General features: G+C 57.6%; 20 protein-coding genes and 1 tRNA gene. 11 read left to right on the forward strand and 10 right to left on the reverse strand.

What is annotated here, in order from left to right; translation table 11 throughout:
• Positions 1 to 46 precede the first annotated feature (46 nt).
• A complete protein-coding gene (locus ACRX4W_RS01695; protein WP_432298959.1) occupies positions 47 to 1,891 on the forward strand; it encodes an N-acetylmuramoyl-L-alanine amidase family protein in 1,845 nt (614 codons plus the stop codon).
• A gap of 191 nt (positions 1,892 to 2,082) precedes the next feature.
• Here the strand turns inward: ACRX4W_RS01695 and ACRX4W_RS01700 are convergent, their stop codons facing one another.
• Complete coding sequence (locus ACRX4W_RS01700) at positions 2,083 to 4,554, reverse strand: glycosyltransferase family 2 protein (RefSeq protein WP_124786117.1); 2,472 nt, start codon at positions 4,552 to 4,554, stop codon at positions 2,083 to 2,085.
• A 169-nt stretch (positions 4,555 to 4,723) separates the two neighbouring features.
• Between ACRX4W_RS01700 and rfbA the strand changes: the two genes are divergently transcribed.
• From rfbA to ACRX4W_RS01730, 6 genes are all read left to right on the forward strand, one after another.
• The gene (gene rfbA / locus ACRX4W_RS01705) at positions 4,724 to 5,623 is read left to right on the forward strand and encodes a glucose-1-phosphate thymidylyltransferase RfbA (RefSeq protein ID WP_124786700.1); all 900 of its coding nucleotides are present in this window, start codon (positions 4,724 to 4,726) and stop codon (positions 5,621 to 5,623) included.
• A 103-nt stretch (positions 5,624 to 5,726) separates the two neighbouring features.
• Positions 5,727 to 5,957, forward strand: coding sequence for a DUF6718 family protein (locus tag ACRX4W_RS01710; protein ID WP_124786118.1), 231 nt, complete (start codon positions 5,727 to 5,729; stop codon positions 5,955 to 5,957).
• A gap of 98 nt (positions 5,958 to 6,055) precedes the next feature.
• The gene (locus tag ACRX4W_RS01715) at positions 6,056 to 6,241 is read left to right on the forward strand and encodes a hypothetical protein (protein WP_089573662.1); all 186 of its coding nucleotides are present in this window, start codon (positions 6,056 to 6,058) and stop codon (positions 6,239 to 6,241) included.
• Between the two features lie 2 nt (positions 6,242 to 6,243).
• Positions 6,244 to 6,840 carry a hypothetical protein gene (locus ACRX4W_RS01720; protein WP_117774325.1) on the forward strand — a complete coding sequence of 199 codons (597 nt, stop codon included), beginning with the start codon at positions 6,244 to 6,246 and terminating at the stop codon, positions 6,838 to 6,840.
• Positions 6,841 to 6,860: 20 nt separating this feature from the next.
• Positions 6,861 to 7,880: a dTDP-glucose 4,6-dehydratase gene (gene rfbB / locus ACRX4W_RS01725; RefSeq protein WP_124786119.1), complete on the forward strand. Its 1,020-nt coding sequence runs from the start codon at positions 6,861 to 6,863 to the stop codon at positions 7,878 to 7,880.
• 178 nt (positions 7,881 to 8,058) lie between these two features.
• Entirely contained in the window at positions 8,059 to 9,513 is a 1,455-nt protein-coding gene (locus ACRX4W_RS01730) for a sugar nucleotide-binding protein (protein ID WP_432298960.1), read from the forward strand.
• A gap of 37 nt (positions 9,514 to 9,550) precedes the next feature.
• Here the strand turns inward: ACRX4W_RS01730 and ACRX4W_RS01735 are convergent, their stop codons facing one another.
• Genes ACRX4W_RS01735 through ACRX4W_RS01745 form a run of 3 tightly spaced genes read right to left on the reverse strand, consistent with a single transcriptional unit; the run spans position 9,551 to position 13,892 of the window.
• Entirely contained in the window at positions 9,551 to 11,962 is a 2,412-nt protein-coding gene (locus ACRX4W_RS01735) for a YfhO family protein (RefSeq protein ID WP_118334445.1), read from the reverse strand.
• A complete protein-coding gene (locus ACRX4W_RS01740; protein WP_118334446.1) occupies positions 11,946 to 12,914 on the reverse strand; it encodes a glycosyltransferase family 2 protein in 969 nt (322 codons plus the stop codon). Before ACRX4W_RS01740 ends, ACRX4W_RS01735 begins: the two co-directional genes overlap by 17 nt.
• A 6-nt stretch (positions 12,915 to 12,920) precedes the next feature.
• On the reverse strand, positions 12,921 to 13,892 hold the full coding sequence (locus tag ACRX4W_RS01745; RefSeq protein ID WP_118334448.1) for a glycosyltransferase family 2 protein: 972 nt from the start codon (positions 13,890 to 13,892) through the stop codon (positions 12,921 to 12,923).
• Between the two features lie 160 nt (positions 13,893 to 14,052).
• Here ACRX4W_RS01745 and ACRX4W_RS01750 point away from each other — a divergent pair, with 160 nt between their 5' ends.
• From ACRX4W_RS01750 to ACRX4W_RS01765, 4 genes are all read left to right on the forward strand, one after another.
• On the forward strand, positions 14,053 to 14,898 hold the full coding sequence (locus tag ACRX4W_RS01750; protein ID WP_231501564.1) for an ABC transporter permease: 846 nt from the start codon (positions 14,053 to 14,055) through the stop codon (positions 14,896 to 14,898).
• An 11-nt stretch (positions 14,899 to 14,909) separates the two neighbouring features.
• Positions 14,910 to 15,677, forward strand: coding sequence for an ABC transporter ATP-binding protein (locus ACRX4W_RS01755; RefSeq protein ID WP_118334449.1), 768 nt, complete (start codon positions 14,910 to 14,912; stop codon positions 15,675 to 15,677).
• A 54-nt stretch (positions 15,678 to 15,731) separates the two neighbouring features.
• Positions 15,732 to 15,808: transfer RNA gene (locus ACRX4W_RS01760), tRNA-Arg, on the forward strand.
• A gap of 48 nt (positions 15,809 to 15,856) precedes the next feature.
• Positions 15,857 to 16,870, forward strand: a complete 1,014-nt coding sequence (locus ACRX4W_RS01765; RefSeq protein WP_432298961.1) for an acyltransferase family protein — start codon at positions 15,857 to 15,859, stop codon at positions 16,868 to 16,870.
• A gap of 62 nt (positions 16,871 to 16,932) precedes the next feature.
• Here the strand turns inward: ACRX4W_RS01765 and aroQ are convergent, their stop codons facing one another.
• The 6 genes from aroQ to aroB form a co-directional block, all read right to left on the reverse strand.
• Complete coding sequence (aroQ, locus tag ACRX4W_RS01770) at positions 16,933 to 17,370, reverse strand: type II 3-dehydroquinate dehydratase (protein WP_432298962.1); 438 nt, start codon at positions 17,368 to 17,370, stop codon at positions 16,933 to 16,935.
• An 85-nt stretch (positions 17,371 to 17,455) separates the two neighbouring features.
• On the reverse strand, positions 17,456 to 18,706 hold the full coding sequence (locus tag ACRX4W_RS01775) for a shikimate kinase (RefSeq protein ID WP_432298963.1): 1,251 nt from the start codon (positions 18,704 to 18,706) through the stop codon (positions 17,456 to 17,458).
• On the reverse strand, positions 18,707 to 19,852 hold the full coding sequence (gene pheA / locus ACRX4W_RS01780) for a prephenate dehydratase (protein ID WP_432298964.1): 1,146 nt from the start codon (positions 19,850 to 19,852) through the stop codon (positions 18,707 to 18,709).
• Positions 19,853 to 19,905: 53 nt separating this feature from the next.
• A complete protein-coding gene (aroC, locus tag ACRX4W_RS01785) occupies positions 19,906 to 21,003 on the reverse strand; it encodes a chorismate synthase (RefSeq protein WP_432298965.1) in 1,098 nt (365 codons plus the stop codon).
• Between the two features lies 1 nt (position 21,004).
• Complete coding sequence (gene aroA, locus ACRX4W_RS01790; RefSeq protein WP_432298966.1) at positions 21,005 to 22,324, reverse strand: 3-phosphoshikimate 1-carboxyvinyltransferase; 1,320 nt, start codon at positions 22,322 to 22,324, stop codon at positions 21,005 to 21,007.
• Complete coding sequence (gene aroB, locus ACRX4W_RS01795) at positions 22,318 to 23,424, reverse strand: 3-dehydroquinate synthase (RefSeq protein ID WP_432298967.1); 1,107 nt, start codon at positions 23,422 to 23,424, stop codon at positions 22,318 to 22,320. Before aroB ends, aroA begins: the two co-directional genes overlap by 7 nt.
• Positions 23,425 to 23,436: the final 12 nt, after the last annotated feature.

Here is a 23,436-nt window from a genome sequence, read left to right on the forward strand (position 1 = left end):
TCTGGATATTCAAAGGTTAATTTGATTTGGCGAGAAGAGAAAAATGATGAAAAATCGACATCTGAGTTTAATCAGCGTGGTTTGTCTAACATCTATTTGTTTCATCTCTCTTTTATGGCCCGCAATCGCATTTTCATTAACTGAAGATTGCGTGGCTGAAGGCACTGATGGCTCTTTGGTTCAATCGGGTCAGGAAGCATTTGGGACATCAGGTAGCGATCGTTTGACTTTGGATTCCGATAATTTCAAAGCATCTATCGATTCGTCGATATATGAATATACTGGCGATGTGATTACTCCTGATGTCTCTGTTTTGACTGCCAGCGGTTCTGTGCTAGCAAGCGGAATCGATTATGAAGTCACGTATTCAGATAATGTTGCCCCTGGCTGCGCCACTATAAGAGTGAATGGGCTAGGGAATTACGCCGGCGTTACCTCTCAACTGTCGTTCCAGATCGTTCGTTCCTCTGATAATAACATCGCTCTTCCTGGTTCTTGGGCCTACCAAAACGGTAAATGGTGGTGGAGATATGAGGCTGGTGGTTGGCCGTCAAACTGTTTTCTGTCCATTAGAGGGGCGGAGTATTATTTTGATTCCGAAGGTTATGCAGCTACTGGCTGGAAATACTTGAACGATGGCTGGCATTTATTTTCTAACTCCTGTGCACATTTGAAGGGATGGGCTGCCACCGGTGGGCGCTGGTTCTACCTTGACGAGACATCGGGTTCAATGAAGACCGGCTGGGTTTTAATTGATGATAGCTGGTACTATTTGGACAGTTCGGGCGCTATGCAGACCGGGTGGTTACTCCTTGGCAATACTTGGTACTGGCTTGAGCCTTCTGGATTAATGGCTACGGGCTTTAGGCTTGTTAACGGCTCTTTGTATCATTTTTCCGAATCCGGTTCTATGAGCTCCGGTTGGTTTATTAACGATGGGGCATGGTATTGCTCCAACGCATCGGGAGAGATTCGTACCGGGTGGTTTTACAATGGTTCTAGCTGGTATTTGCTAGACCCCAATAATAATGGCGCCATGCTGGAAGGATTTCAAACTGTAAATGGCTCCATTTATTATTTGGATCCGGATAGCGGCGGTGCATTAAAGTGCAACACTTGGGTCTTCTCACAAGATGAAAACGTATATTATGCGTGCAGCAGTGGTGCGATTGTGCTTTCGGGCGTCAAGGACGGCGCGGGTGGAATTAAGCTCAGGGATCCCGAGGGAAAGCCTGTCGCTGGCTGGTATTGGTCCTCAGCTGAACAGGTGTGGTTTTACACAGACTCAGATGGGGTTCTGCAGCGCGGTTGGCGATTCATTGACGGTAGGTGGTATCACCTCGACAACGAATCCGGAGCTATGAATACTGGCTGGTTCCTCGATGATGATGGAACGTGGTACTACCTTATGTCTTCTGGACAAATGGTAAATGGCTGGAACAGAATTGGAGACTCCGAGTATTTCTTTAATGCCTCAGGTGCTTGGGTGGAGCCTGAGCACTCCGCGCGCGCCTCCTTGCAGTCCCAGATCGTTAATCGTTGCCATAGCGTTCCTTCTCCTGGGGCGGGACTGTGCTCGGAGTGGGTTAGCCATGTGTTTTACCCCGTGCTGGGGTCATATCCCAACGGCGACGCATGCGACATGTTCTGGAATTGGTGTTACAGCCGAGATATATCTCAGCTTAAAGTTGGAATGATCGTTGCGGTCCCTACGCATACTCATACAAGTGCTGGTGCCCGCTGGGGCCATATTGCTATTTATATCGGAAACGGTATGGTTATGGATAACATCGGTTACATCAGGACAACATCACTTGCTTGGTGGCTGAACTACTACCACACTACCGCTATACCACAGTGGGGCTGGGTTTTAAATACGCCTTTGGAATGATGCGGATTCTGGCCAGCATGCGGAATCAACGCCTGCTTGTGTATCGAATCACAAACGCTTCTTAACTGTATATCATGTATGGAATGCAATTATTCATAGTAAGGGAATCGAGGGTTGACCCTCGATTCCCTTATCTATTAGTCGCATTTTAATAAGGTTAAAATTAGAAAGCGCAGAATTAAGCTAACACTTTATAAATGATAGTAGCGATTTCCGGGTTCTCCCACGCTGAAATTTGGGTTAATGTACGGATCGCCTTCGACATAGTATTTTGCCCAGCGATAATTCATGTATGCGACTTCTTTGTGGAACCGAATCTGCTTTTCCGTATTGTTTTCAACGCCTCTAGAAATCGACTCGTAGTGATAGAGCTCGACTTCGGGCGTGTATACGATCAGGTCGTTAATCTCGCGTAGCTTTAAGCAAAAGTCAACATCATTAAATGCAACTTGAAGCTCTTCGGTGAAACCTCCGACTTTCTCATATTCGCTACGCTTGGTCATTATGCAAGCTGCAGTGACAGCGCTGAAGTCTTGTTGCGCATCGTTGAGTGCAAAGTAGCCCCAATTATTCCTTGGCATGCTCTGGCAAAGATGTCCCGCCACGCCGCCAGTGACGCATAGGCCCGCGTGCTGAATGGTGTTGTCGGGATAGTAGAGTTTTGCACCGACTGCGCCAACATCCTCACGTGCGCAGATGCCAAGCATGGTCTCGATCCAATTGGGCGTAATTACCTCAGTATCGTTATTCAATAGCAAGAGATAGTCGCCCTTGGCGTGAGCAACGCCAAAGTTCATGAGCTTGGAGAAATTGAATTCGTGTTCCCAAGTTACAAGACGAACGATGTCAGGATATTTTGCTTGCAACTTATCGTAATAATCGAACGTCACCTTTTCTGTGCTGTTGTTTTCGATTATGACGAGCTCGTAATTGTCGTACGTTGATTTCTCAACAATTGATGTAATGCAGTTGTTCAGAATGTCGGCGTGGTCTTTAGTCGGGATGATAATTGACACGAGTGGGTGGGAATCTGGCACAGCGTAGGTTACTTTATATGTAAAGGGACGACGCGCTTGTTCGACCTTCGCATTGAGCCCAAGCCTGTCCAAATGACTCTGGACCGCTTTGATACCTGCGATAGTGGCATACGGCTTGCTATCGGCATTTGCTGCGGTGGAGGTCTCGCTTAGGCGCCAGTGGTATAGAACCTTCGCAACATGATGAACTTTCCTTGCCTTTTCCACGGCGCGGAGAGTCAGATTATGATCCTGTGCTCCATCGAACTCTTTTGTGTTCGGCTCTAGAGTGTCTAGCAGGGACTTACGGATGGTAAGCATGTGGCAGATATAGTTATTGTTTCTGAGCAGATCGATATTGAAATCCGGCTTAAAGAACGGCTGCGCTAACTTTCCATCGGGCATGAGTTTATCTTCATCACAATAAAGAAGATCGACGCCATTATTGTTTTCAATTGCCTCGGCATATGAGAACAACAAGTCCGGTTCAAGAATGTCGTCATGGTCAAAGAAGCTAACGAAATCGCCCGAAGCTACGGCAACGCCTGCGTTTGTGTTTTCGGAAATACCCTTATTTTCGGTAAGATTAATTGACTTAATTCTGTTGTCGCGGGCTGTTTCCTGCTCAACGCGAGCCTTTAGTTCCTGATTGTCAGGGCTTGCATTAACTAGGAGGAGCTCCCAGTTTGCATAAGACTGGTTTTTTACGGATTCGACCATATCGTTAAAAAACGAAATGGGCGTGTTGTAAAGAGGGACAATGATGCTGAATTTCGGAGCGCTATTGAAGACGATTTTTCTCTGCTTCTCCAGTGCGCCAATGGTTGCCTTATGCTCTGTAAACCATTCGGGGTATTCAGGGTCAAACTGCGCATGGGTAAAGAGGAAGTTGGTCTCCTCAAGAAGCAAGCCTAATTTATCAGGCGTTAAGCAGTCAAATGCACTGAATGAAGGGTGATTTTGATCGCCAATTATAAAGTAGTAACGATCAAACGCCTTTGGCATGCGGATCGAGAGCTGTGTTTCAAGTTGTTTTTTCTCGGATGTAAATCCAACACTCGTTACATTTGAGCCGAAGTTGACTATGCTCAGCTCAACCTCATTGAGGAACCGATCGAGGCAGCGAAGTTTGATTTGCGAGTCGTTGCGGTACGGTGTTCTAACCGTGCACCTCAGGATATACTCGTTTGAATCTTCGATGCACTGCCAAAAATCAATCGTCGCCATCTCAAACTCTGAAACGTCATCGTAATTTCTGAGTTTGCTGCACATGTCAGGTTTAATTTTGTAGTTAAGACGCGACTCCCATTTGATGTTCTTGCAATTGAGCGAAAGGGAGTCGCTGCTCAGGTTACGACCGTCTTTGCCGATTTCGCTAAACTCAACTTTAATGGATCGGGTGTCGGGGTCGGGGATTACAAGAACGTATGAGTCTGATTCGCCGTTATTGTCCTTGAATTTTAGAAGAGACAAAGGTAAACGGCGGTCGTCAACCGTTGCCGCTTGAGCTTTTATGCTGGAGCCTTCATGGATGCCTTCTATTTTAAGCTGCTGGTAGATTTTCCAGTTTCCTCTGCATACTCCGGTTGTTTCGACTCGCATTGTTTGCCTTTCGTTTGTTGGACACTGCTCATTGTACTTATTCATTTCCTACCTCGCGATAAATGCAGAAAGAGTTACGTGTTTCTACTGTCCGTTTTAAAGAGAATGAGGAGGAAGCCGCTGCTGGCGCATATAATTTTAATAAATATGTTTGTCTAATCGTTGTTTGCAATTAGCAGCTTTTGCCTAACGATTGTCAACTGAGAGGAATTCTATGAAAGGCATCATCCTCGCCGGCGGGTCCGGCACGCGCCTGTACCCGCTCACGCTCGTGACCTCCAAGCAGCTGCTGCCGGTCTACGACAAGCCCATGATCTACTACCCGCTGTCCACCCTCATGCTGGCGGGCATCCGGGACATCCTGGTCATCTCCACGCCGACCGACCTCCCCAACTTCGAGCGCCTGCTCGGGGACGGCTCGCGCTACGGCGTGAACCTCTCCTACGCCGAGCAGCCGAGCCCCGACGGCCTGGCGCAGGCCTTCACCATCGGCGAGGAATTCATCGACGGCGAGCCGTGCGCCCTCGTGCTCGGCGACAACATCTTCTACGGCAACGGCCTGTCGCGCCACCTGACGCGCGCCGTCCAGAACGCCGAGTCGGGGAGGGCCACGGTCTTCGGCTACCACGTGGACGACCCCGAGCGCTTCGGCGTCGTTGAGTTCGACGGCGAGGGCAGGGCCGTGTCCATCGAGGAGAAGCCCGCGGAGCCCAAGAGCTCCTACGCCGTCACCGGCCTGTACTTCTACCCGGGCGACGTGGCCGCCAAGGCGCATGGGGTGGAGCCCTCCGCGCGCGGCGAGCTGGAGATCACCACGCTCAACCAGATGTACCTGGAGGAGGGGACGCTGTCCGTCGTGACCCTGGGCCGCGGGTACGCCTGGCTCGACACCGGCACCATGGAGAGCCTGCACGAGGCCGCGGAGTTCGTCCGCGCCGTGGAGCACTCCCAGGACCTGCCCGTGTCCGTCCCCGAGGAGATCGCCTGGGAGAACGGCTGGATCACGACCGCCGAGCTCGAGGAGGCGGCCAAGGCCTACGGCAAGTCGGTCTACGGGCAGCACCTGAAGAAGGTCGCCGCCGGCGAGATCGTCAACAGCCCGCGCGAGTACTAATTGCCTGGTGAAAGGGGATGAGTGATGACTGATATTCTGGAGCGCGATGGCCTCTCCGTCGAGCTGCTCTCATCCCTTTCGTACTGAGGAGGCGAGTTGGCTGATGCGTTATCTGGTTGCTAAGTGGTTTTCTAAGCAAGGTTCGTTGGTAATGGCCGTTAAGCCAGGCCAGGAACTTGTCGAGATGATGCGAAGGATAGAGGATCGTTTCGGCATCTCTGACCTTCAGCTCATTAACATCAGTCGTCCTTCCGCATATGGCGAGTATGAACCATTTGAGTTTGTCCATTCTGAGGAACAGCTTGTAAAGCGCCTTGAGCAGCAAGCGAAGTAAGAAGCTGCGTTAGAATTTCATGATAATCGGGCAATTCGAATATGTGTTCGTATTTTCGGTTATAATCTAAGTAGATATTTTTAAGGGAAGGAGGGCATATGGCTACTTCAAGTTTAAAAACACCGATTAGGATGCTCTCTCCTCAGGGCGTAAAGGCGTTGTGCGACGCATATGATGAAGGCGTAACCAAGGATTTGAAGTTCAAGCCATCGCCTTCGGATCCGTCTTTGACGCCAGACATGAAGAAGGCCATCGATTCTTTGTTTAAATCGATGGGCTTCTAGAAATGGCGCTTGTATCGTATTCTTTACTCCAATTACTTAATGCGCGAGGAGAGGACGAGGTTTCGGACGTTCTCTCCTCTTTTCGCTGTGAACGTAACAAGGATATAGAGGATTTTGTTCGTTATAACACGTTTGATTTTAACCTGAGGGGTTTCTGTGCCTCTTATCTTGTATTTGATACAGATGCGGCCGCTTTAGTTGGCTTTTATGCCCTTGCTCTAAAGATTGCCTCCATTCCTGAGAATGTCGTTTCAAAAACAGCTCACAAGAAGTTGGCTTCTTTTGGTGAACTTAGACCAGAAACTGGTTGTTTTGATTTGCCTTGTGTTCTGTTGGCGCAATTTGGGAAAAGCGATTCAGGTATAGGTCGCGTAACCGGTGAAGAACTCATGGCTTTCGTTGAAAAGTCTATTTCTGACATACAGCGTCTTGTTGGCGGAAGGTTTGTGTTTCTGGACTCTGTCAATGAGCCTGGTCTTATTGAGTTCTATAGTCGCATGGGATACAGAGAGTTTGGCATAAGAAACAAACCTGCAGGAGAAGATTCTGATTCTGCTGAAGGCTCATATGTTCAAATGTTTAAGTACTTACATCTCTAGTAGGCGAAAAAAGGAGATTCATGTCTGAGATTTTTGAACCTAAGAACATCATCGTCACGGGCGGCTGCGGCTTCATCGGCAGCAACTTCGTGCACTACGTGGTCGACAACCACCCGGGCGTCCACGTCACCGTCCTGGACAAGCTGACCTACGCCGGCAACCCCGAGAACATCGCGGGGCTGCCCTCCGACCGCGTGGAGCTTGTCGTGGGCGACATCTGCGACGCGGAGCTGCTCGATAGGATCGTCCCCGGCCACGACGCGATCGTCCACTATGCTGCGGAGTCCCACAACGACAACTCCATCGCCGACCCGGAGCCGTTCCTGCGCACCAACGTCGAGGGAACCTTCCGCCTGCTGGAGGCCGTCCGCAAATACGGCGTCCGCTACCACCACGTCTCCACCGACGAGGTCTACGGCGACCTTGCGCTCGACGACCCGGCGAAGTTCACCGAGGAGACGCCGTATCACCCGAGCAGCCCGTACTCGAGCACCAAGGCGTCCTCCGACATGCTGGTCCGCGCCTGGACCCGCACCTACGGCCTGCGCACGACCATCTCCAACTGCTCCAACAACTACGGACCCTACCAGCACGTGGAGAAGTTCATCCCGCGCCAGATCACGAACATCATCGACGGCGTGCGCCCCAAGCTCTACGGCCGCGGCGAGAACGTCCGCGACTGGATCCACACCGAGGACCACTCCTCGGCCGTCTGGGACATCCTCACGAAGGGCCGCATGGGGGAGACCTACCTCATCGGCGCCGACGGCGAGAAGAACAACATCACGGTCCTGCGCATGATCCTCGAGGCGATGGGCCGCGACCCCGAGGACTTCGACTGGGTCGCCGACCGCCCCGGCCACGACCGCCGCTACGCCATCGACTCGACCAAGCTCCAGCGCGAGCTGGGCTGGAGGCCGGCGCACACCGACTTCGCCGAGGGGCTCAAGCAGACGATCGACTGGTACGTCGCCAACGAGCCCTGGTGGCGCCCGGCCAAGGAGGCCACCGAGGCACGCTACCGCGCCCAGGGGCAGTAGGCCGGACCCCGGCGAACCGCACCGCGGGGGGGGGGGGGGGGGGGGGGGGGGGGGGGGGGGGGGGGGGGGGGGGGGGGGGGGCGGGGNNNNTCGCGGGGCCGCAGGGCATGGGGATGATCCTGCGTCCCCGCGCGGGCGCCCCCGGTTACCCAACCTCTTCGATAGGAGCTTTTCCCACATGGCAGACATCGCATTCGAGAAGGACCTCTCCGTCGCCGAGACCGGCATCGAGGGCCTGAAGGTCGTCGACCTCGCCGTCCACGGCGACTCGCGCGGCTGGTTCAAGGAGAACTGGCAGCGCGCCAAGATGACCGCCCTGGGCATCCCCGACCTCAGGGTCGTCCAGAACAACATCTCCTACAACGACAGCCGCGGCGTCACCCGCGGCATCCACGCCGAGCCCTGGGACAAGTTCATCTCGGTGGCCCGAGGCTCGGTCTTCGGCGCCTGGGTCGACCTGCGCGAGGGCAGCGCCACCTACGGGAAGGTGTTCACCTGCACGCTCGACCCGAGTAAGGCCATCTACGTCCCGCGCGGCGTGGGCAACTCCTTCCAGGCCCTGGAGGACGGCACCGCCTACACCTACCTGGTGGACGCCCACTGGTCGCTGGAGCTCAAGAGGACCTACACCTTCGTGAACCTCGCCGACCCCGAGCTCGCCATCGAGTGGCCGATCCCGCTCGATGAGGCCACCGTATCCGAGGCCGACCTCAACCACCCGATGCTGAAGGACGTCGTCCCGATGGCGCCGAAGCGCACCCTCGTCACCGGCTGCGACGGCCAGCTGGGCCATGCGGTGCGCAAGCTCGCCGAGGAGCGCGGCGTCGCCAAGGACTTCGACTTCTGCGACATCGACACCTTCGACATGTCCGACCCGGAGGCCTACTCCCGCTACGACTGGTCGCTCTACGGCACCGTCATCAACTGCGGTGCCTACACCGCGGTCGACAGGGCGGAGACCCCCGAGGGCCGCGTCAACGCCTGGAAGGCCAACGCGACCGGCCCCGCCCTGCTCGCCCGCACCTGCTCCGAGCACGGCATCACCCTGGTCCACGTGTCCTCCGACTACGTCTTCGACGGCACGGCCGAGGTCCACACCGAGGACGAGCCCCTCAGCCCGCTGTCCGTCTACGGCCAGACCAAGGCGGCCGGCGACATCGCCGTGGCCGGCTGCCCGCGCCACTACATCATGCGCTCCAGCTGGGTCATCGGCGAGGGCCATAACTTCGTCAAGACCATGAAGGGGCTCTCCGACCGCGTCGCCGACCCCGAGGACAATCTCGCGCAGGTCACGGTCGTCGACGACCAGCTGGGCCGCCTGACCTTCACCCGCGACATGGCCGAGGCCATCTTCCACGTGCTGGGCACGCACGCCCCCTACGGCACCTACGACTGCACCGGCTCCGGCGCCGTCAGGTCCTGGGCGGACATCGCCCGCGCCGTCTTCGAGGCCGCCAACGGCAACGGCGAGAGGGTCGTGCCGGTTTCGACCGCCGACTACTACGCGAACGCCGCCGGCCCCGTCGCCCCGCGCCCGGTCCACTCGGCGCTCGACCTGTCCAAGCTCGAGGCTGCAGGCTTCCACATGCCCGACTGGGAGGAAGAGCTGGGGGAGTACCTCAAGACGCTCTAGCCGTTATTAACTTTTCGAGAGAAAAAGCCGCCGCTTGTTAACGGCGGCTTTTCTTATGCCTGGCGTATAGACCCGCTGCAACAAGGGCGGCGGCGGTCGCCAGACTCACTGCAAGCCCCGCAAGGGCGCCCGGAGTCTTGTAGGTCATCACGATCTTATTCGCGCCTTTCTGCATGTTAAGGGACGACAAGCCCTTATCGGCGGCGGGCGTTAGTTCTGCGGCGGTTCCGTTTACCGTTGCGTTCCAGCCCTCATCGTACGGAACGCTCAACAGCAGGTTGCCGTCATCCTTGGCGGTATACTCGCCTTCGATCCTTCCGTCCTCAAAAACCGTCGTAATAAACTCGCTCGCCTTAAGCTCGTTAATAATCTGCTCGAAAACATCCAGATTGAGGGCGTAAAAGACCGGCTCATTGTCTTGGGGCATGTCTGTATAGCCCTCTGCGACTCCGATTGACACCGTATGCTGGCTCGGGGTGTCCGATGCATCCGCAATCTGGCGGATATTATTGTCGAATCTCCAGGCCTCGTTTTCGATTGCTCGCTGGTCGATGGTAAGGGCGACGGGCCAATAACTGCCGGCGGTCGCATCTTTGTTGATGTAGAGATACCCGATGGAGCTTGCCGGAAGAGTAACGCTCCATTGCTTTAAGCTATCGCTATTCTCCGTGCTCGCGGCCTCGATCTTGGTATAGAGCTCGACCTTGCGGCCTAGGATTTTGCTGTAGAGGTCGTTCTGCTTTTCGAAGGGGTTCTCGCTCTTCAGCGTGCTGTTTTGGATATCGCTTGAGGCTGCGACGCCAATGCTGAGCGCATAGGGGTTCTCGTACACCGAGCTTGTGGAGTCGGCCTGATTCGTCTTGGCCGAAACGTATCCTGCAGGCGCGTTTTCAGGAATGGCGTACTTAACTCCCAATAGGGCATCGACGGCGAGAATGGGCTCGGCATAACGGGTCGAGAATTCGCCGACGCTGCTGTATCCAAGGGAGTTGAGCAGTGCGATGGCCTGCGGGTTGTTGGCAGACGAATACGAAGACAACTGGTTGTACCCAAGCGCTAGGCCTTCGTTGAGGGCGGCGCTATCGGCACGCGTGGTCGTTCGATCGATGCGGTAGAATGACGCAGAATCCTGGTCTTGAATGGCTGTGATCGTGTTGGTTGCGGTGGCGACATAGGTGCTGTTGGCTTCTTCGGAATAGCCTGCGTACAGTTGGTTCCACATCACATGGGCGTTGATAAACAACTCAATTGCGGTGATTGTCAGGATTGGTAATACGACGGCTGGTCGATAGGCATGACGAAATTTGGGCTGGCCCTCGAACACCTGCAACGAATAGCCCGCTGCCCACAGCGCAAAGAAGCTCAGCAAGAAAGTCGTGCGCGAATAGAATCCGTTGGGCACGCGCATGCCGCACCAGATGTACTCGAGCGGGCTCAAAACGGAGCTGGCGACCAGGATTATCGTGACGACGAGCGTTGCGATGCGTGTCTTGATCGAAACCGTGCGGTTAAACAGCAGGCTCACCGCGAGCAGCATCATGATGACGCCGCAATAGAACTGCGGTGTACTATCGTTGTTCACCCACATGCCAGGGAGAAAGCCCCTGATGAGCGATTTGAGGCTGGTTTTAAGCAGCGGCCCGAGGGCTAGGACGGGGCCGCCCTTGGACATGGCAAGGATGGTCGGCAAAAAGGTCCAAGCGGACAGAAGTAGCCCGAGCACGATGGCGCCTGCGAATCGCAGGGCCCGATCGAGCATGAGCTTCCAGCTAAAACCTTCTTCTGCAACATAATCGACAAATTCGACCAATACGAAGATGCAGAGGAACAGGATGCTGATGTAGGCCGTATACCAGCAGAACATGACATTGAGCGCCGTTGTGATGACGAGGCGGATCATGCACTGCTTGCGGATGAGCTCGTGGCATCCGTAGGCGCAGATGGGCAGCAGGATCAGGCAATCAATCCAGAGTGGGTTGCGCAGGTTGCTGATGGTCCAGCTGCAAAACGTGAACGAGAGGGATAGCAAGAATGCGGCGGGCTTGGAAAGGTCAAAGCGCTTTTGCACATACCAAGCGCTGCTGATGTGGATGCAGCCAAGCTTGAGCGCGGTTATGGCAAATACGAAGAGCGTCAGCTTGTCTGCGGGAAACAGCACGCAGAGCAGGTTGAAGGGGCTGGCGAGGTAGTAGCTATAGAGCCCCCATGTGTTCATACCGAGGCCCTGTGAGAAGGAATAGCGAAGGTTTGCCTCGCCTAAAAGGACGCGGCGAAACCACGCGAAGAAGTCGATGTATTGGTATTTGAGATCGTTGGTGAGAAACGAGTTGTCGCCAAAGGGGTAGACATGCCCCGCCTCTGCAAGTGCGACAAAAAATGCGATGGGAAACGTGAAGCAGGCGGCGTAGAACGCCACATTCTTGAGCGTGCTGTTATTGGGCCGTGTCATCAGATTCCTCGTTGGATTCTCGAATGATATAGATGGGGCGGTGCTTGGCCTCCAAGTAGGCTTTTGCTAGGTACTCGCCAATGATTCCCAGGCACAGGAGCTGCATGCCGCCAAACAGCGTAATGAGGCAGGCAAGGGAGGGCCATCCGCCTACGGGATCGCCCCAAACAAGCGTTTTGACCAGGATGACGATAAATCCCATGATGGCGATGAGGCAGAAGACGATACCCGTGAGGGCGGCGAGGGAGAGCGGCGCCGTGGAAAACGCGACGATGCCGTCGATGGAATAGAGGAGCAGCGACCAAAAGCTCCACTTGGTCTCGCCCGCGACGCGGTTGACGTTTACGTAGGGGAGCCATTTGGTCTTGAAGCCCACCCAGCCGTAAATGCCCTTGGAGAATCGGTTGTATTCGCCCATGGAGATGATGGCGTTGACCATAGGTCGCTTCATGAGCCTAAAATCGCGTGCTCCGTCGACGATGTCGGCCTTGGAAATGCGGTTGATGATCTTGTAGAACATACGGGCACAGAACGACCTGATGGGAGGCTCGCCTTCGCGGGTGGTCCTGCGTGTGGCGACGTTATCGTAGTCTTCGGTCTGCAAGATTTCGTACATCTGCGGCAGGAGCGAGGGCGGGTCCTGCATGTCGGCATCCATGGTGGCGACATAGTCGCCCTTTGCGTGCTGGAGTCCGGCGAGTAGTGCCGCCTCCTTGCCAAAGTTGCGCGAGAAAGAGTGCCAGCGGATGGCGTATGGATGCGCCGCCGCGGCTTCCGCCTTCATGACGGCGAGCGTTTTGTCTGCCGAGCCATCGTCGATGAGGACGGCTTCAAAGGAGATGCCGGGGTCTTGCCGGGTCATGATGCGAACGACGCCATCGAGCTCTTTGAGAAAGATCGGAAGTGATTCCTGCTCGTTGTAACTCGGTACGACGATGGAGATGAGCGGCATGGTGGTTTACCTCTCGCTTGGCTTGGAAGTAGGGTGGCCGGGCTGGTCGTCGTAGGCGTATTTGCTGTACACGTTGACCTCCCACTGCTTTTTTTCGACCTTTGCCACGGAATCGAGGATGAAGCCGGTCGCAAGGCTCAGACCGCACAGGAACATAAACGACGCGGCGAGCATGGCGGTGGGGAAGCGCGGAACGAGGCCGGTCTGGAAATACTCGACAACGATGGGCATGCCCAAGGCGAGGCCGATCACCGCAAACAGAAGCGCGACGAGGCTGAAGAACTTCAGCGGGCGGTAGTCCTTGAACAGCGTGCCGATCATCGCAACGACTTTAATGCCGTCGCTCACGGTATTGAGCTTGGACTCGGAACCTTCCGGACGGTCGCGGTACTCGATGGGCACATCTTTGATGCGCCAGCGGTGGTCGACGGCGTGGATCGAGAGCTCGGTTTCGATCTGGAAGCCCTCGGAAAGCACAGGGAAGGTTTTAACGAACGGGCGGCTCATGGCGCGGTAGCCGGTCATGACGTCATCGAAGCTGTAGCCATAGATCCACTTGATCATGGAGCGGACCAAATTATTACCAAAGCCGTGGAAGGCACGCTTGTTTTCCTCGGCATAGGTGCCATTTGAGAGACGATCGCCTACGGTCATGTCGGCTGTGCCGTTAAGGATGGGCTCGCAGAGGGCTTTGGACGCCTCGGCGGGGTAGGTGTCGTCTCCGTCGACCATCAGGTAGCAATCGGCGTCGATGTCGCGAAACATCTGGCGGCATACGTTGCCCTTTCCCTGACGGGGCTCAAAGCGGACCGTGGCGCCGTGTTCGGTGGCGATGCGTGAGGTATCGTCCGACGAGTTGTTGTCATAGACATAGACCGTCGCTTGCGGAAGCTCGCGGTGAAAGTCGTCGATGACTTTGCCGATCGTGAGCGCTTCGTTGTAGCAGGGGATGATGACGGCGATGGATTCAGAATTCACTCAATGCTCCTTATACATTCAATCCTTGAAAGTATAGCCGTTTGGGCTTGGCATCCTAAGATGTGGGTTAGTTCTCCAGTTTTGTTGCGCGAATCGTTTGCATGGCCGTCGGGTCTATACTGTTCGTTTGTCAACGATTACGAGTAAAGGAGTTGCATCCGTGTCGGATCAGACAAAGCAACAAGAAACTCGCAGTCTGCCTGCGACGTTTGCTAAGAACGAATTTGAGAAGGATGCGTTTATCCTTCGTCAGCTGGTTACCAAGGATTTTAAGATCAAGTATCGCCGTAGCGTTCTGGGCGTCGCATGGTCGGTTCTCAACCCGCTGCTGATGATGATCGTCATGGCCATCGTGTTCTCGACGATTTTTGGCCAGGGCCGCAATGGATCAATGACGCCCGAGATGTACCCGCTGTACTTGATCGTGGGTAACGTTACCTTTGCCGTCATGTCCGAGTCCACGAACCAGGCCCTAACGTCGATCGTGGGTGCTGCCCCTCTGCTCAAGAAGGTTAAGGTGCACCGCTGGGTCTTCCCGGTGCAGAAAGTGCTTTTCTCGCTGGTGAACTTTGCCTTCTCGCTGGTCGCCGTCGCCATCGTCATGCTGTGGTTCCGCGTTATGCCTTCTTGGCACCTGATTCTGCTGCCGGTTTGCCTGCTGCTGCTTATGTGCTTCTGCATGGGCCTGGGCATGATGCTCTCTGCCCTTACGGTCTTTTTCCGCGACGTTATGCATCTGTGGAGCGTAGTCATTACGGCGTGGACTTATATTACGCCCATCTTCTGGACGACTGACTATATTGCGCAAATGCCGCATCTCGTGCGTATCTTGATGTATGCGAACCCCATGTACAACTACCTGCAGTTTATGCGCGATATCTTTCTGTTCCAAACTACGCCCTCGCTTATGACGTTTGGTATGTGCGCTGCTTGGGCGGTCCTTGCGCTTGTTATTGGCTATACCGTGTTCCATAAGTCCGAGCGCAAGTTCATCCTCTACATCTAAGGAGTGCTGTGATGACTGAATCTGTTGTTGATTACAGCGAGCAGCCTCTGGCTGTCGAGGTCGACGACGTCACCATGATCTTTAACATGGCGTCCGAGTCGCTGACCAACCTCAAGGAGTACTTCATCAAGCTTGCCAAGCACGAGTTGTTCTTTGAGGAGTTTAGGGCGCTTAAGCATATTTCGTTTGATATTCATCGTGGCGAGGTCGTGGGTCTGGTTGGCACCAATGGCTCCGGCAAGTCTACGATGCTCAAGATTATCGCTGGCGTGCTTGAGCCAAGCGAGGGCAGCGTTAAGGTGCACGGTAACATCGCGCCGCTGATTGAGCTTGGTGCCGGCTTTGATCCCGAGCTGACCGCCCGCGAGAACATCTATCTGAACGGCGCCCTGCTCGGCTATACCAAGGAGTTCATCGACGTCAACTTTGACGGCATTATCGAGTTCGCTGAGCTTCAGAACTTTGTCGACATGCCGCTTAAGAACTTCTCCTCGGGCATGGTTGCGCGTATTGCCTTTGCAATCGCGACGATTACCGAGCCCGATATTCTGATCGTTGACGAGACGCTGTCCGTCGGTGATGTGTTCTTCCAGCAGAAGTGCGAGGCCCGCATCCAGCACTTTATCCAGAGCGGCGACGTGACGGTTCTGTTCGTTTCGCACTCCATGGAGCAGGTTGAGCGCATCTGCCAGCGTGCCGTTTGGATTGAGAAGGGTGACCTTCGCATGGATGGCCCGGTCGATGAGGTCTGCAAGGCGTACCGCGAGCAGTTCAACTAGGTTATAATTACTTGCGCCTGACAGGCTTGCGCTTGCTTGGGTGTGCGGTTATATGCTCCATTAGCTCAGTTGGATAGAGCAGGGGACTTCTAATCCCAAGGTCGACGGTTCGAATCCGCCATGGAGCACCATCGTTTATTAAGCCCGGACCGCTTGGTGGTCTGGGCTTTTTTCATCTTGTGTGCTGCGGTTTTGAAGGGTTCGCCATGGGAAACAAAAGGCTCGACTGGATCGATATTGCAAAGGGGATTGCAATGATTTTGGTCATTGTGGGGCACACCGTCCCAAATCCTTCTCCCTTGCGGCACGCGATCTTCTCGTTTCACATGCCGGTGTTCTTTTTTCTTGCCGGGTATACGTTTAGGCCGAAGCCGTGGCGCGAGCTGCTGAGCGGATCGGTGCCGCGTCTTCTGGTGCCATATCTTGTTCTTGCCTTGGCGTGGCAGATGCCGACTTTTTTGATGAGCGGCGCTTCTTTGACGGGCGGTACGCTGGTTGCGGAACTTGAGACGATTCTGTTTGCCTCTGGCGTTGATGTGCCTGGGTTTGGTGTTGCCGCCGTTGGCATGGCATGGTTTCTAGCGGCGCTGTTTACGTCGCGCCTACTGTTTAATGTACTTGTGCGGCTGTTTGATCGCCACGGGATTGGGGCTGTTTGGCAGGGCGTTGTCTGTGCCGCGATTGCCTTTTGCGGTTTGAGCGTGTCTCGCTATTTTGGTGTTTACCTGCCGCTCGATTTGGATCTGAGCTGCTATATTGTGCTGCTGATGTGGGTTGGCTATACGGCACGCCAAAGGGGGCTCGAGCCGAGCGTGGGCAAGCCCCTGCTGTTTATTGGAGTCGGTGTCGCTTGGCTTGTCCTTGCCGCGCTGAGTGGGCTTGAGCTTTCGAGCCGCCGCGTGGATGGGTTTGTGGTTGCGACAGTTGCCGCTCTTGCCGGCAGCTACTGCGTGTGCTGGGTTTCCATAGCGCTGGAGAAGTTGAAAGACGTGCCGGTTTTGGGGTCCTTTGAACAAGCGCTCGTGTTCTGCGGACAGGCCAGTCTTGCCATCTTTGCAATCCACGCGGTCGATTGGTTTATTCCTTGGCAGACCATGCCTCTGCTTATGACGCTGCCAGCATCGTGGCTCTTCGCGTCAATTGTGCGTTGCGCCTGCGATATTGGATTGGCGTACGTGATCAAGAAGGCGTAATTAAAAGCGGGGAGGACCAAGTTGGTTCTCCCCGCTGTCATTTATTCGGTAGTGTTGCAGGCTTACTTTTCGAGATGCTTTTTCAGCAGCTCCAACGCGTGGGCGTAGCCTTGGAGGCCTTCGCCGGTGATGGTGGCGAAGCAGGCCAGGCGGGCGTAGCTCACCTGGCGGAAGTCCTCGCGCGTCTCGACGGCGCTGATGTGGACCTCTACGGCGGGGATGGAGACGGCCTTGAGGGCGTCGAGGATGGCCACGCTCGTGTGCGTGTAAGCCGCCGGGTTGATGACGATGCCGTCGACCTTGCCGTATGCCTCCTGGATCTTGTCGACGATGCCGCCCTCGTGGTTGGACTGGAAGACCTCGACCTCGTCAAAGCCCTGCGCGGCGCCTGCCTCCTTGCAGATCTGGACCAGGCGGTCGTAGTTGTCGCTGCCGTAGATGCCAGGCTCGCGAATGCCGAGCATGTTGAGGTTGGGGCCGTTGATGACGAGTGCTTTCATGGTTGCTTCCTTTGTGGTTGGGCGGGCGGAGAGGCGAAATGAAAAACCACCATAAAGGTGCCTGTCCCCTTTGTGGTGGTTTTGGTTAGAGAGCGGGTGGAAGGGTGTCGAGGAGGGCAGCCGCGGTGTTGGCGGTGCAGTCCCGTGAGTCGATGATGTAGTCGGCCCAGGCGCGGTAGCGCGGCATACGCTGCTCGGCGAGCTTATCGATGCCGTCGCGGGCGGTGATGGGGCGTCCCTTGTGGGCGAGTTCGTCAAGCTTACGGTTGAGCATCACGATCTGACTGTTCTGGTGCAGCAGCGGGTAGTTCTCGTCTCGCGTGACCACGCCGCCGCCCGTGGAAAGCACCAAGCCGCTGCGCTTGGAGACGTCGGCCAGCGCCGCTGTCTCCTGCTTGCGGAAGGCCGCCTCGCCGCGCTCGACGATATAGTCGGCGCAGGGCATGCCCAGGCGCTCCTCGAGGGCGCGGTCCAGGTCGATGTGCTCGCGACCCGTGAGCAGGGCGATCTGCTCGCCTACGTGGGTCTTGCCCGAGCCCGGCATGCCGATCAGCGCGATGTTCTGCTCGCGGCGGGACAGGCGCTCCGTTACGTCCAGAATGCGCTCGCGCGGGGTAATCTGGCCGGTATAGCGCTCGACAGCCTGTGCCGCCTGGGCCACGAGCATCAACAGGCCGCCGATGAAGGGGATGCCGCGGCGCTCGGCCTCGAGCATCAGGCCCGTGCGGGCGGGATTGTAGACAATGTCGATAACGCCCTCGAGCGCATCGAGCCCTTCGAGCGTGCAAGGCGCGTCGGGGCAGTGGGGGAACATGCCGGCGGGCGTGCAGTTAACGAGCAGCGCGGTATCGAATTGCTGCGCGATGTTGTCGTAGTTGACTTCGCTCGTGCGGCCCACGGGCACCACGATGGCGCCCAGGTCGCCGAGCACCATGCTCGCCGTGGTTCCGGCACCGCCGGTGGCGCCGAGCACGAGGGCCTTCTTGCCGGCAAGCTCTATGCCCAACTCCTCGACCAGGCACTGAAAGCCGAAGTAGTCGGTGTTGTCGCCACGCAGGCGGCCGTCGGTCAGGCGCGTGATGGTGTTGACGTTGCCCATGCGCTCGGCCAGCGGACTCAGCTCGTCCAGGTATTCCATGACGGCGCGCTTGTAGGGGATGGTCACGTTGGTGCCCTCCCATTCGTCGCCCGTCATAAAGGCCTCGAGGTCCTCGGGCTCGCGCTCAAATCGCACGTACTCGAGCCCCGCGAGCTCCTTGTAGATGGTCGGGGTGTAGCTGTGGCCCAGCACGCGGCCCAGCACGCCGTAGGGGCGGGTTGCGGCGGCATCGGTCATCTAGAGCACCTCCGTGTAGCTGCCAAAGTAGGTAATGCTCTCGCAGACGTCGTCGATGGAATCGAGCAGGTCGTCGAGGGCCCTGCTGCCAAAGGGGCAGTCCAGGTCAAAGTAGAACATAAACTCAAAGTCGCGGCCGGGGATGGGGCGGCTCTCGAGCTTGATGAGGTTGATGTTGAGGGCGTAGAAGCGCTCGAGCACGCGGTAGAGTGCGCCCGGCTCGTTGGTCGTAGTGATCATGAGCGAGGTGCGGTTGGCACCGGGATAGACGCGCGGCTCGCGGCTGATGACGACAAAGCGCGTGTAGTTGTTGTCCGAGTCCTGGATGTTGGGCTCCAGTATCTCCAGGCCATACAGCGCGGCGCAGCTGCGCGAGGCGATGGCGGCGACGTCGGCGCGCTCGGAGTTGGCAACCATCTCGGCCGACATGGCGGTGTTGGGGTACTTGGTGGCGTGCAGGTTTCGGTTCTCGATATAGCCGGCGCACTGGGCAATGGCTTGGCCGTGGCTGTAGACCTCGTGCACGTCGGCGAGCTTGGTGCCGGGCTTGACGAGCAGGTTGTGGTCGATCTTGAGGCGAAGCGAGCGCACGATGTGGAAGTCGAACTGGGCGAGCAAGTCGTAGACGGCGTTGACCGAGCCGGCGGTGGAGTTTTCGATGGGCAGTACGCCAAACTCGCAGAAGCCGTCGCGCACGGCGCGCATAACGCCCTCAAAGGTCTCGAAGAACGCGATATCGGGCACATCGAAGAGCTTACACGCGGCGATCTGGCTGTAGGCGCCCTCGACGCCCTGGCAGGCGACGCTAGCCGTCTGGGGGAAGGGTGTGTTAAAGGGTGATTCCGTGGCATGGGCCTTTTGCGAGACGGTGATGCCCTTGAGCTCGTTGATGTAGCGCTGCTGCTCGGCCTTGCTCATGCTCATGAGGAGACGGAACAAGGCGATGGTTTGGGCCTCGTAGCGCTCGGGCACGCGGCCGGCGAGGTTGTTGAGCTTGGAGCGTTCGCGGGCGGGGTCGAAGACGGCCTTGCCCATCTCGATCTTTGATTTGGCGACCTCGGTGGCAATGTCCATACGCTCGACAAAGCTGTTGAGGAGCGTGGTGTCGATGCCATCGATGGCCTGGCGAATATCGGCAAGGTCCATGGAGGCCCCTTTCACGTAATGGCAGAGTTGACGGGCAACTCAGGTGAGGCGGGTTAGAGCTGGGCGGCGTCCTCGAGGAGGGCGTCCCAAATCGCGAGGGCGGCGGCTGCCTCGGCTACGGGGACGGCGCGCGGGACGATGCAGGGATCGTGACGGCCGTGGACCGAGAGCTCGGCATTTTCCATGACGTCCATGTCCACGGTCTGCTGCTCGCGACCGATTGAGGGCGTCGGCTTTACGGCCATACGCCACATGACGGGCGCGCCGGTGGAAATGCCGCCCAGGATGCCGCCGGCGTTATTGGACTCGACCTCAATCTCGCCGGTCTCGGCATCGATGCGATACGGATCGTTGTTCTCGCTGCCACGCATGACGGCCACGGCAAAGCCCATGCCAAACTCCACGCCCTTCACGGCGGGAATGCCAAACGCGATTTGCGCGATGCGGTTCTCGATGCCATCGAACATGGGGTCTCCGATGCCCGCAGGAAGCCCGTAAATGCCGCATTCCACGATGCCGCCGATGCTGTCGAGTTCGTCGCGCGCGGCTAGGATTTCCTCGCGCATGCGGCCGGCGGCGGCGGCGTCAATGCATGGCAGATCGTTCGTAAGGATCGCCTTGCGGTCGGCCTCGCGATAGACCATGTCGTCCATGGGCAGGTCGGAGATGCCGCCGATCTGCGCCACGTGCGCCATGACCTTAATGCCGCGGGCCTCTAGTGCCTGCAGCGCGATGCCGCCGGCGATGCACAAGGGGGCCGTCAGGCGGCCGGAGAAATGCCCGCCACCGGCGACATCGTGCATGTTGTGATACTTCACGCGCGCAGGGAAGTCCGCATGTCCCGGACGGGGTTTGCGGCGCAGCTCGGAATAGTCCTTGGAGCGCGTGTTGGTGTTCTCGATAATCGCGGCGATGGGTGCGCCGGTGGTGTGTCCATCGACCACACCGGCAATGATATGCGCGGTATCGGCCTCGCGGCGCTTGGTCGCGGTCTCGTCGCGGCCGGGTGCACGACGGTCCAAAAAGGCCTGCAGCTGCCCCTGGTCAACAGCGATGCCCGCCGGAATGCCATCGAGGGAGCAGCCGATGGCGGGGGAGTGCGACTGGCCGAAGATGCTTACGTGCAAGACGTTGCCAAAGGTCGAGGACATGCTATTCCTCCTCGAGTGTGACCTTGCCGCCCAGCAGGCGGTAGTGGTCGAAGAAATCGGGATAGGACTTGTTGACGGCCTCGGCGCCGTGAATCACGACCTCGCCGGTGGCGCGGCTCGCGGCGATAGCGGCCATCATGGCGATGCGATGGTCGTTGTGCGAATCGACCTCGCCGCCGGTGAAGGCATCGACACCCTTGATGATGAGGTCATCACCGGCAATGCGCACCTGCGCGCCCAGCGCGGTGAGCTCGCGGGTGGTGGTGACCAGACGGTCGGATTCCTTGATGCGCAGACGGGCGCAATCGCGGATAAAGGTGCGGCCCTGTGCCAGCGAGGCCACGGCCGAGATGACGGGCACCAGGTCCGGAATGTCGTGGGCACTCATCTCAAAGCCGGCGAGCTTGTCGGACTGCACGGTGGCGGCGTTGGTGGAGCGCACGATGCGGGCGCCAAAGCGCGAAAGCGCGGCAAGCACGTTACGGTCGCCCTGTGCGGAGCTTAGCGACACGCCCTCGACGGTGATTGGGTCGGTGCCGATGGCGCCGGCGCACAGCCAAAAGGCGGCGTTGGACCAGTCGCCCTCGACGGCTACGCTGCCGGGCGTGCGGTACGAGCCACTGCTCACGCGGAAGTTCGTGACCTCGGGCTGGCCGTCCTTGGCCGGAATGCGCTCGACGTTGACCTCGACGCCAAAGGCCTTCATGGCCTGTATCGTCAGGTTGATGTAGGGGCGGCTCTCGATGAGGCCGGTTACCTGCACGCAGGAGGGCTGGGCCAGCAGCGGGGCTGCCAGCAGCAGGCCCGAGATGTACTGCGAGCTCACGTTGCCCGGAAGCACAAAGGTGCCCGGGCGCATGCGGCCGCTCGTCTTGAGCGGAAAACCGCCCAGACCCTGTAGGTCGCAGCCGGCGGCGATGATCTCGTCCGAGAGCGGGGAGAGCGGGCGGGCGCCCAGGCGGCCCTGGCCTACGAAGGTGGCATCCGCACCCAGCGCGCAGGCGACAGGCAGCATAAAGCGCAGCGTGGAGCCACTTTCACCGCAGTCAAGCGTGCCGCCGGCAAGGGCCTTGAGCAGACCAAACTCAACACTCTTCATGGTGGGGTGGACCTGGAAGCCGTCCTCGACGGTCTCGATGCGAGCACCCAGTGCCGTAAGGCAGCGCACCGTGGCCTCGATGTCGGCGCAGGTGGTGTTGCAGGTGACGTGCGTCTCGCCGTTGGCAAGCGCAGCGCAGATGATCAGGCGATGCGCCATCGACTTGGACGCGATGGCGGGAACGGTGCCCTTGAGCGAGGACGGGGTGATGCGGGCTAGCATGCGGATGCGTCTCCCTTCTGGCCGAGGCCCTCGGCAATGAGTTCGTGGAAAGTGGAAAGCGGCGTGCGGTCGATGCTGCAGCGGCCAATGCCGTGCGGAATCACCAGATCGATGGTGTCGCCCGCGCGCTTCTTGTCGTGGAGCGCCTCGGCAAAGACGGCATCGGCATCTAGGTCGCAGCGGGTCTTGAGGCTATGGCGGGCGCAGAGTTCCTCAAGACGACCGGGAAGGGCAGCATCGCAAACGCCGTGCAGGGCCGCGGCGCGCGTGATGATACCCATGCCGATCGACACGCAGTTGCCGTGTCCCAGCTCAAAGTGCTCGCAGGCCTCGACGGCATGTCCGGCACTGTGTCCAAAGTTGAGGAGCTTGCGCTGGTTGGTTTCGCGCTCGTCGGCGACGACCACGGCGCGTTTGATGTCGATATTGCGGGCAATGATAAGCGCCACGCGAGCCACGTCCTGGTTGAGCAGATCCAGCGTGAGCGGGGTCTTCTCCAGCTCGGCGAAAAGCTCCGGGTCGGCGATTACGGCGTGCTTGACGACCTCGCCGCAGCCGTCGGCGAACTGCTCGGGCGTGAGGGTGGCCAGGCACCCCACGTCGGCGATAACCACGCTCGGCTGCCAAAAGGCGCCGGCCAAGTTCTTGCCGGCAGCCAGGTCTATGGCGGTCTTGCCTCCCGCCGACGAATCCACCATGGCGAGCAGGCTCGTGGGGATCTGCACAAACTTGCAGCCGCGCATGTAGGTGGCGGCCACAAAGCCCGCCACGTCGCCCACGACGCCGCCGCCGAGTGCCACGATCACGTCGGAGCGCGAAAGCTCGTGCTCGGCCACAAACTCCAAAATGGCAACGTAGGTCTCGGCGCGCTTATGGGCCTCGCCAGCCTTGAAGGTGCAGATGCTCACCTCGTAGCCTGACGCCTCCAGGCTCTGCTTAACGGGCATCTGGTAGAGCGGGCCCACGTTGGTGTCCGTCACGATGACGGCCTTGGTGCCGCCGGCGGTGGCGCGCACGAGCGGCCCCGCCTGCTCCAGCAAAAACGTGCCAACATGCACCTGATAGGGGCGTGCAGTGTCGATATCGATGGTAATCGCCATAAGCTTCGGTCC

This window comes from Collinsella aerofaciens (assembly GCF_964283865.1).
Classification (GTDB): domain Bacteria; phylum Actinomycetota; class Coriobacteriia; order Coriobacteriales; family Coriobacteriaceae; genus Collinsella.

What these genes read in the sequence shown, in the direction of transcription:
- rfbB (WP_124786119.1), top strand. Translation starts at nt 6,861, where the DNA reads ATGTCTGAGATTTTTGAACCTAAGAACATCATCGTCACGGGCGGCTGC.
- ACRX4W_RS01730 (WP_432298960.1), top strand. Translation starts at nt 8,059, where the DNA reads ATGGCAGACATCGCATTCGAGAAGGACCTCTCCGTCGCCGAGACCGGC.
- ACRX4W_RS01775 (WP_432298963.1), bottom strand. Translation starts at nt 18,706, where the DNA reads ATGACCGATGCCGCCGCAACCCGCCCCTACGGCGTGCTGGGCCGCGTG.
- ACRX4W_RS01715 (WP_089573662.1), top strand. Translation starts at nt 6,056, where the DNA reads ATGGCTACTTCAAGTTTAAAAACACCGATTAGGATGCTCTCTCCTCAG.
- ACRX4W_RS01740 (WP_118334446.1), bottom strand. Translation starts at nt 12,914, where the DNA reads ATGCCGCTCATCTCCATCGTCGTACCGAGTTACAACGAGCAGGAATCA.
- ACRX4W_RS01710 (WP_124786118.1), top strand. Translation starts at nt 5,727, where the DNA reads ATGCGTTATCTGGTTGCTAAGTGGTTTTCTAAGCAAGGTTCGTTGGTA.
- pheA (WP_432298964.1), bottom strand. Translation starts at nt 19,852, where the DNA reads ATGGACCTTGCCGATATTCGCCAGGCCATCGATGGCATCGACACCACG.
- aroB (WP_432298967.1), bottom strand. Translation starts at nt 23,424, where the DNA reads ATGGCGATTACCATCGATATCGACACTGCACGCCCCTATCAGGTGCAT.
- ACRX4W_RS01735 (WP_118334445.1), bottom strand. Translation starts at nt 11,962, where the DNA reads ATGACACGGCCCAATAACAGCACGCTCAAGAATGTGGCGTTCTACGCC.
- aroQ (WP_432298962.1), bottom strand. Translation starts at nt 17,370, where the DNA reads ATGAAAGCACTCGTCATCAACGGCCCCAACCTCAACATGCTCGGCATT.
- ACRX4W_RS01720 (WP_117774325.1), top strand. Translation starts at nt 6,244, where the DNA reads ATGGCGCTTGTATCGTATTCTTTACTCCAATTACTTAATGCGCGAGGA.
- aroA (WP_432298966.1), bottom strand. Translation starts at nt 22,324, where the DNA reads ATGCTAGCCCGCATCACCCCGTCCTCGCTCAAGGGCACCGTTCCCGCC.
- ACRX4W_RS01700 (WP_124786117.1), bottom strand. Translation starts at nt 4,554, where the DNA reads ATGAATAAGTACAATGAGCAGTGTCCAACAAACGAAAGGCAAACAATG.
- ACRX4W_RS01755 (WP_118334449.1), top strand. Translation starts at nt 14,910, where the DNA reads ATGACTGAATCTGTTGTTGATTACAGCGAGCAGCCTCTGGCTGTCGAG.
- aroC (WP_432298965.1), bottom strand. Translation starts at nt 21,003, where the DNA reads ATGTCCTCGACCTTTGGCAACGTCTTGCACGTAAGCATCTTCGGCCAG.
- rfbA (WP_124786700.1), top strand. Translation starts at nt 4,724, where the DNA reads ATGAAAGGCATCATCCTCGCCGGCGGGTCCGGCACGCGCCTGTACCCG.
- ACRX4W_RS01695 (WP_432298959.1), top strand. Translation starts at nt 47, where the DNA reads ATGAAAAATCGACATCTGAGTTTAATCAGCGTGGTTTGTCTAACATCT.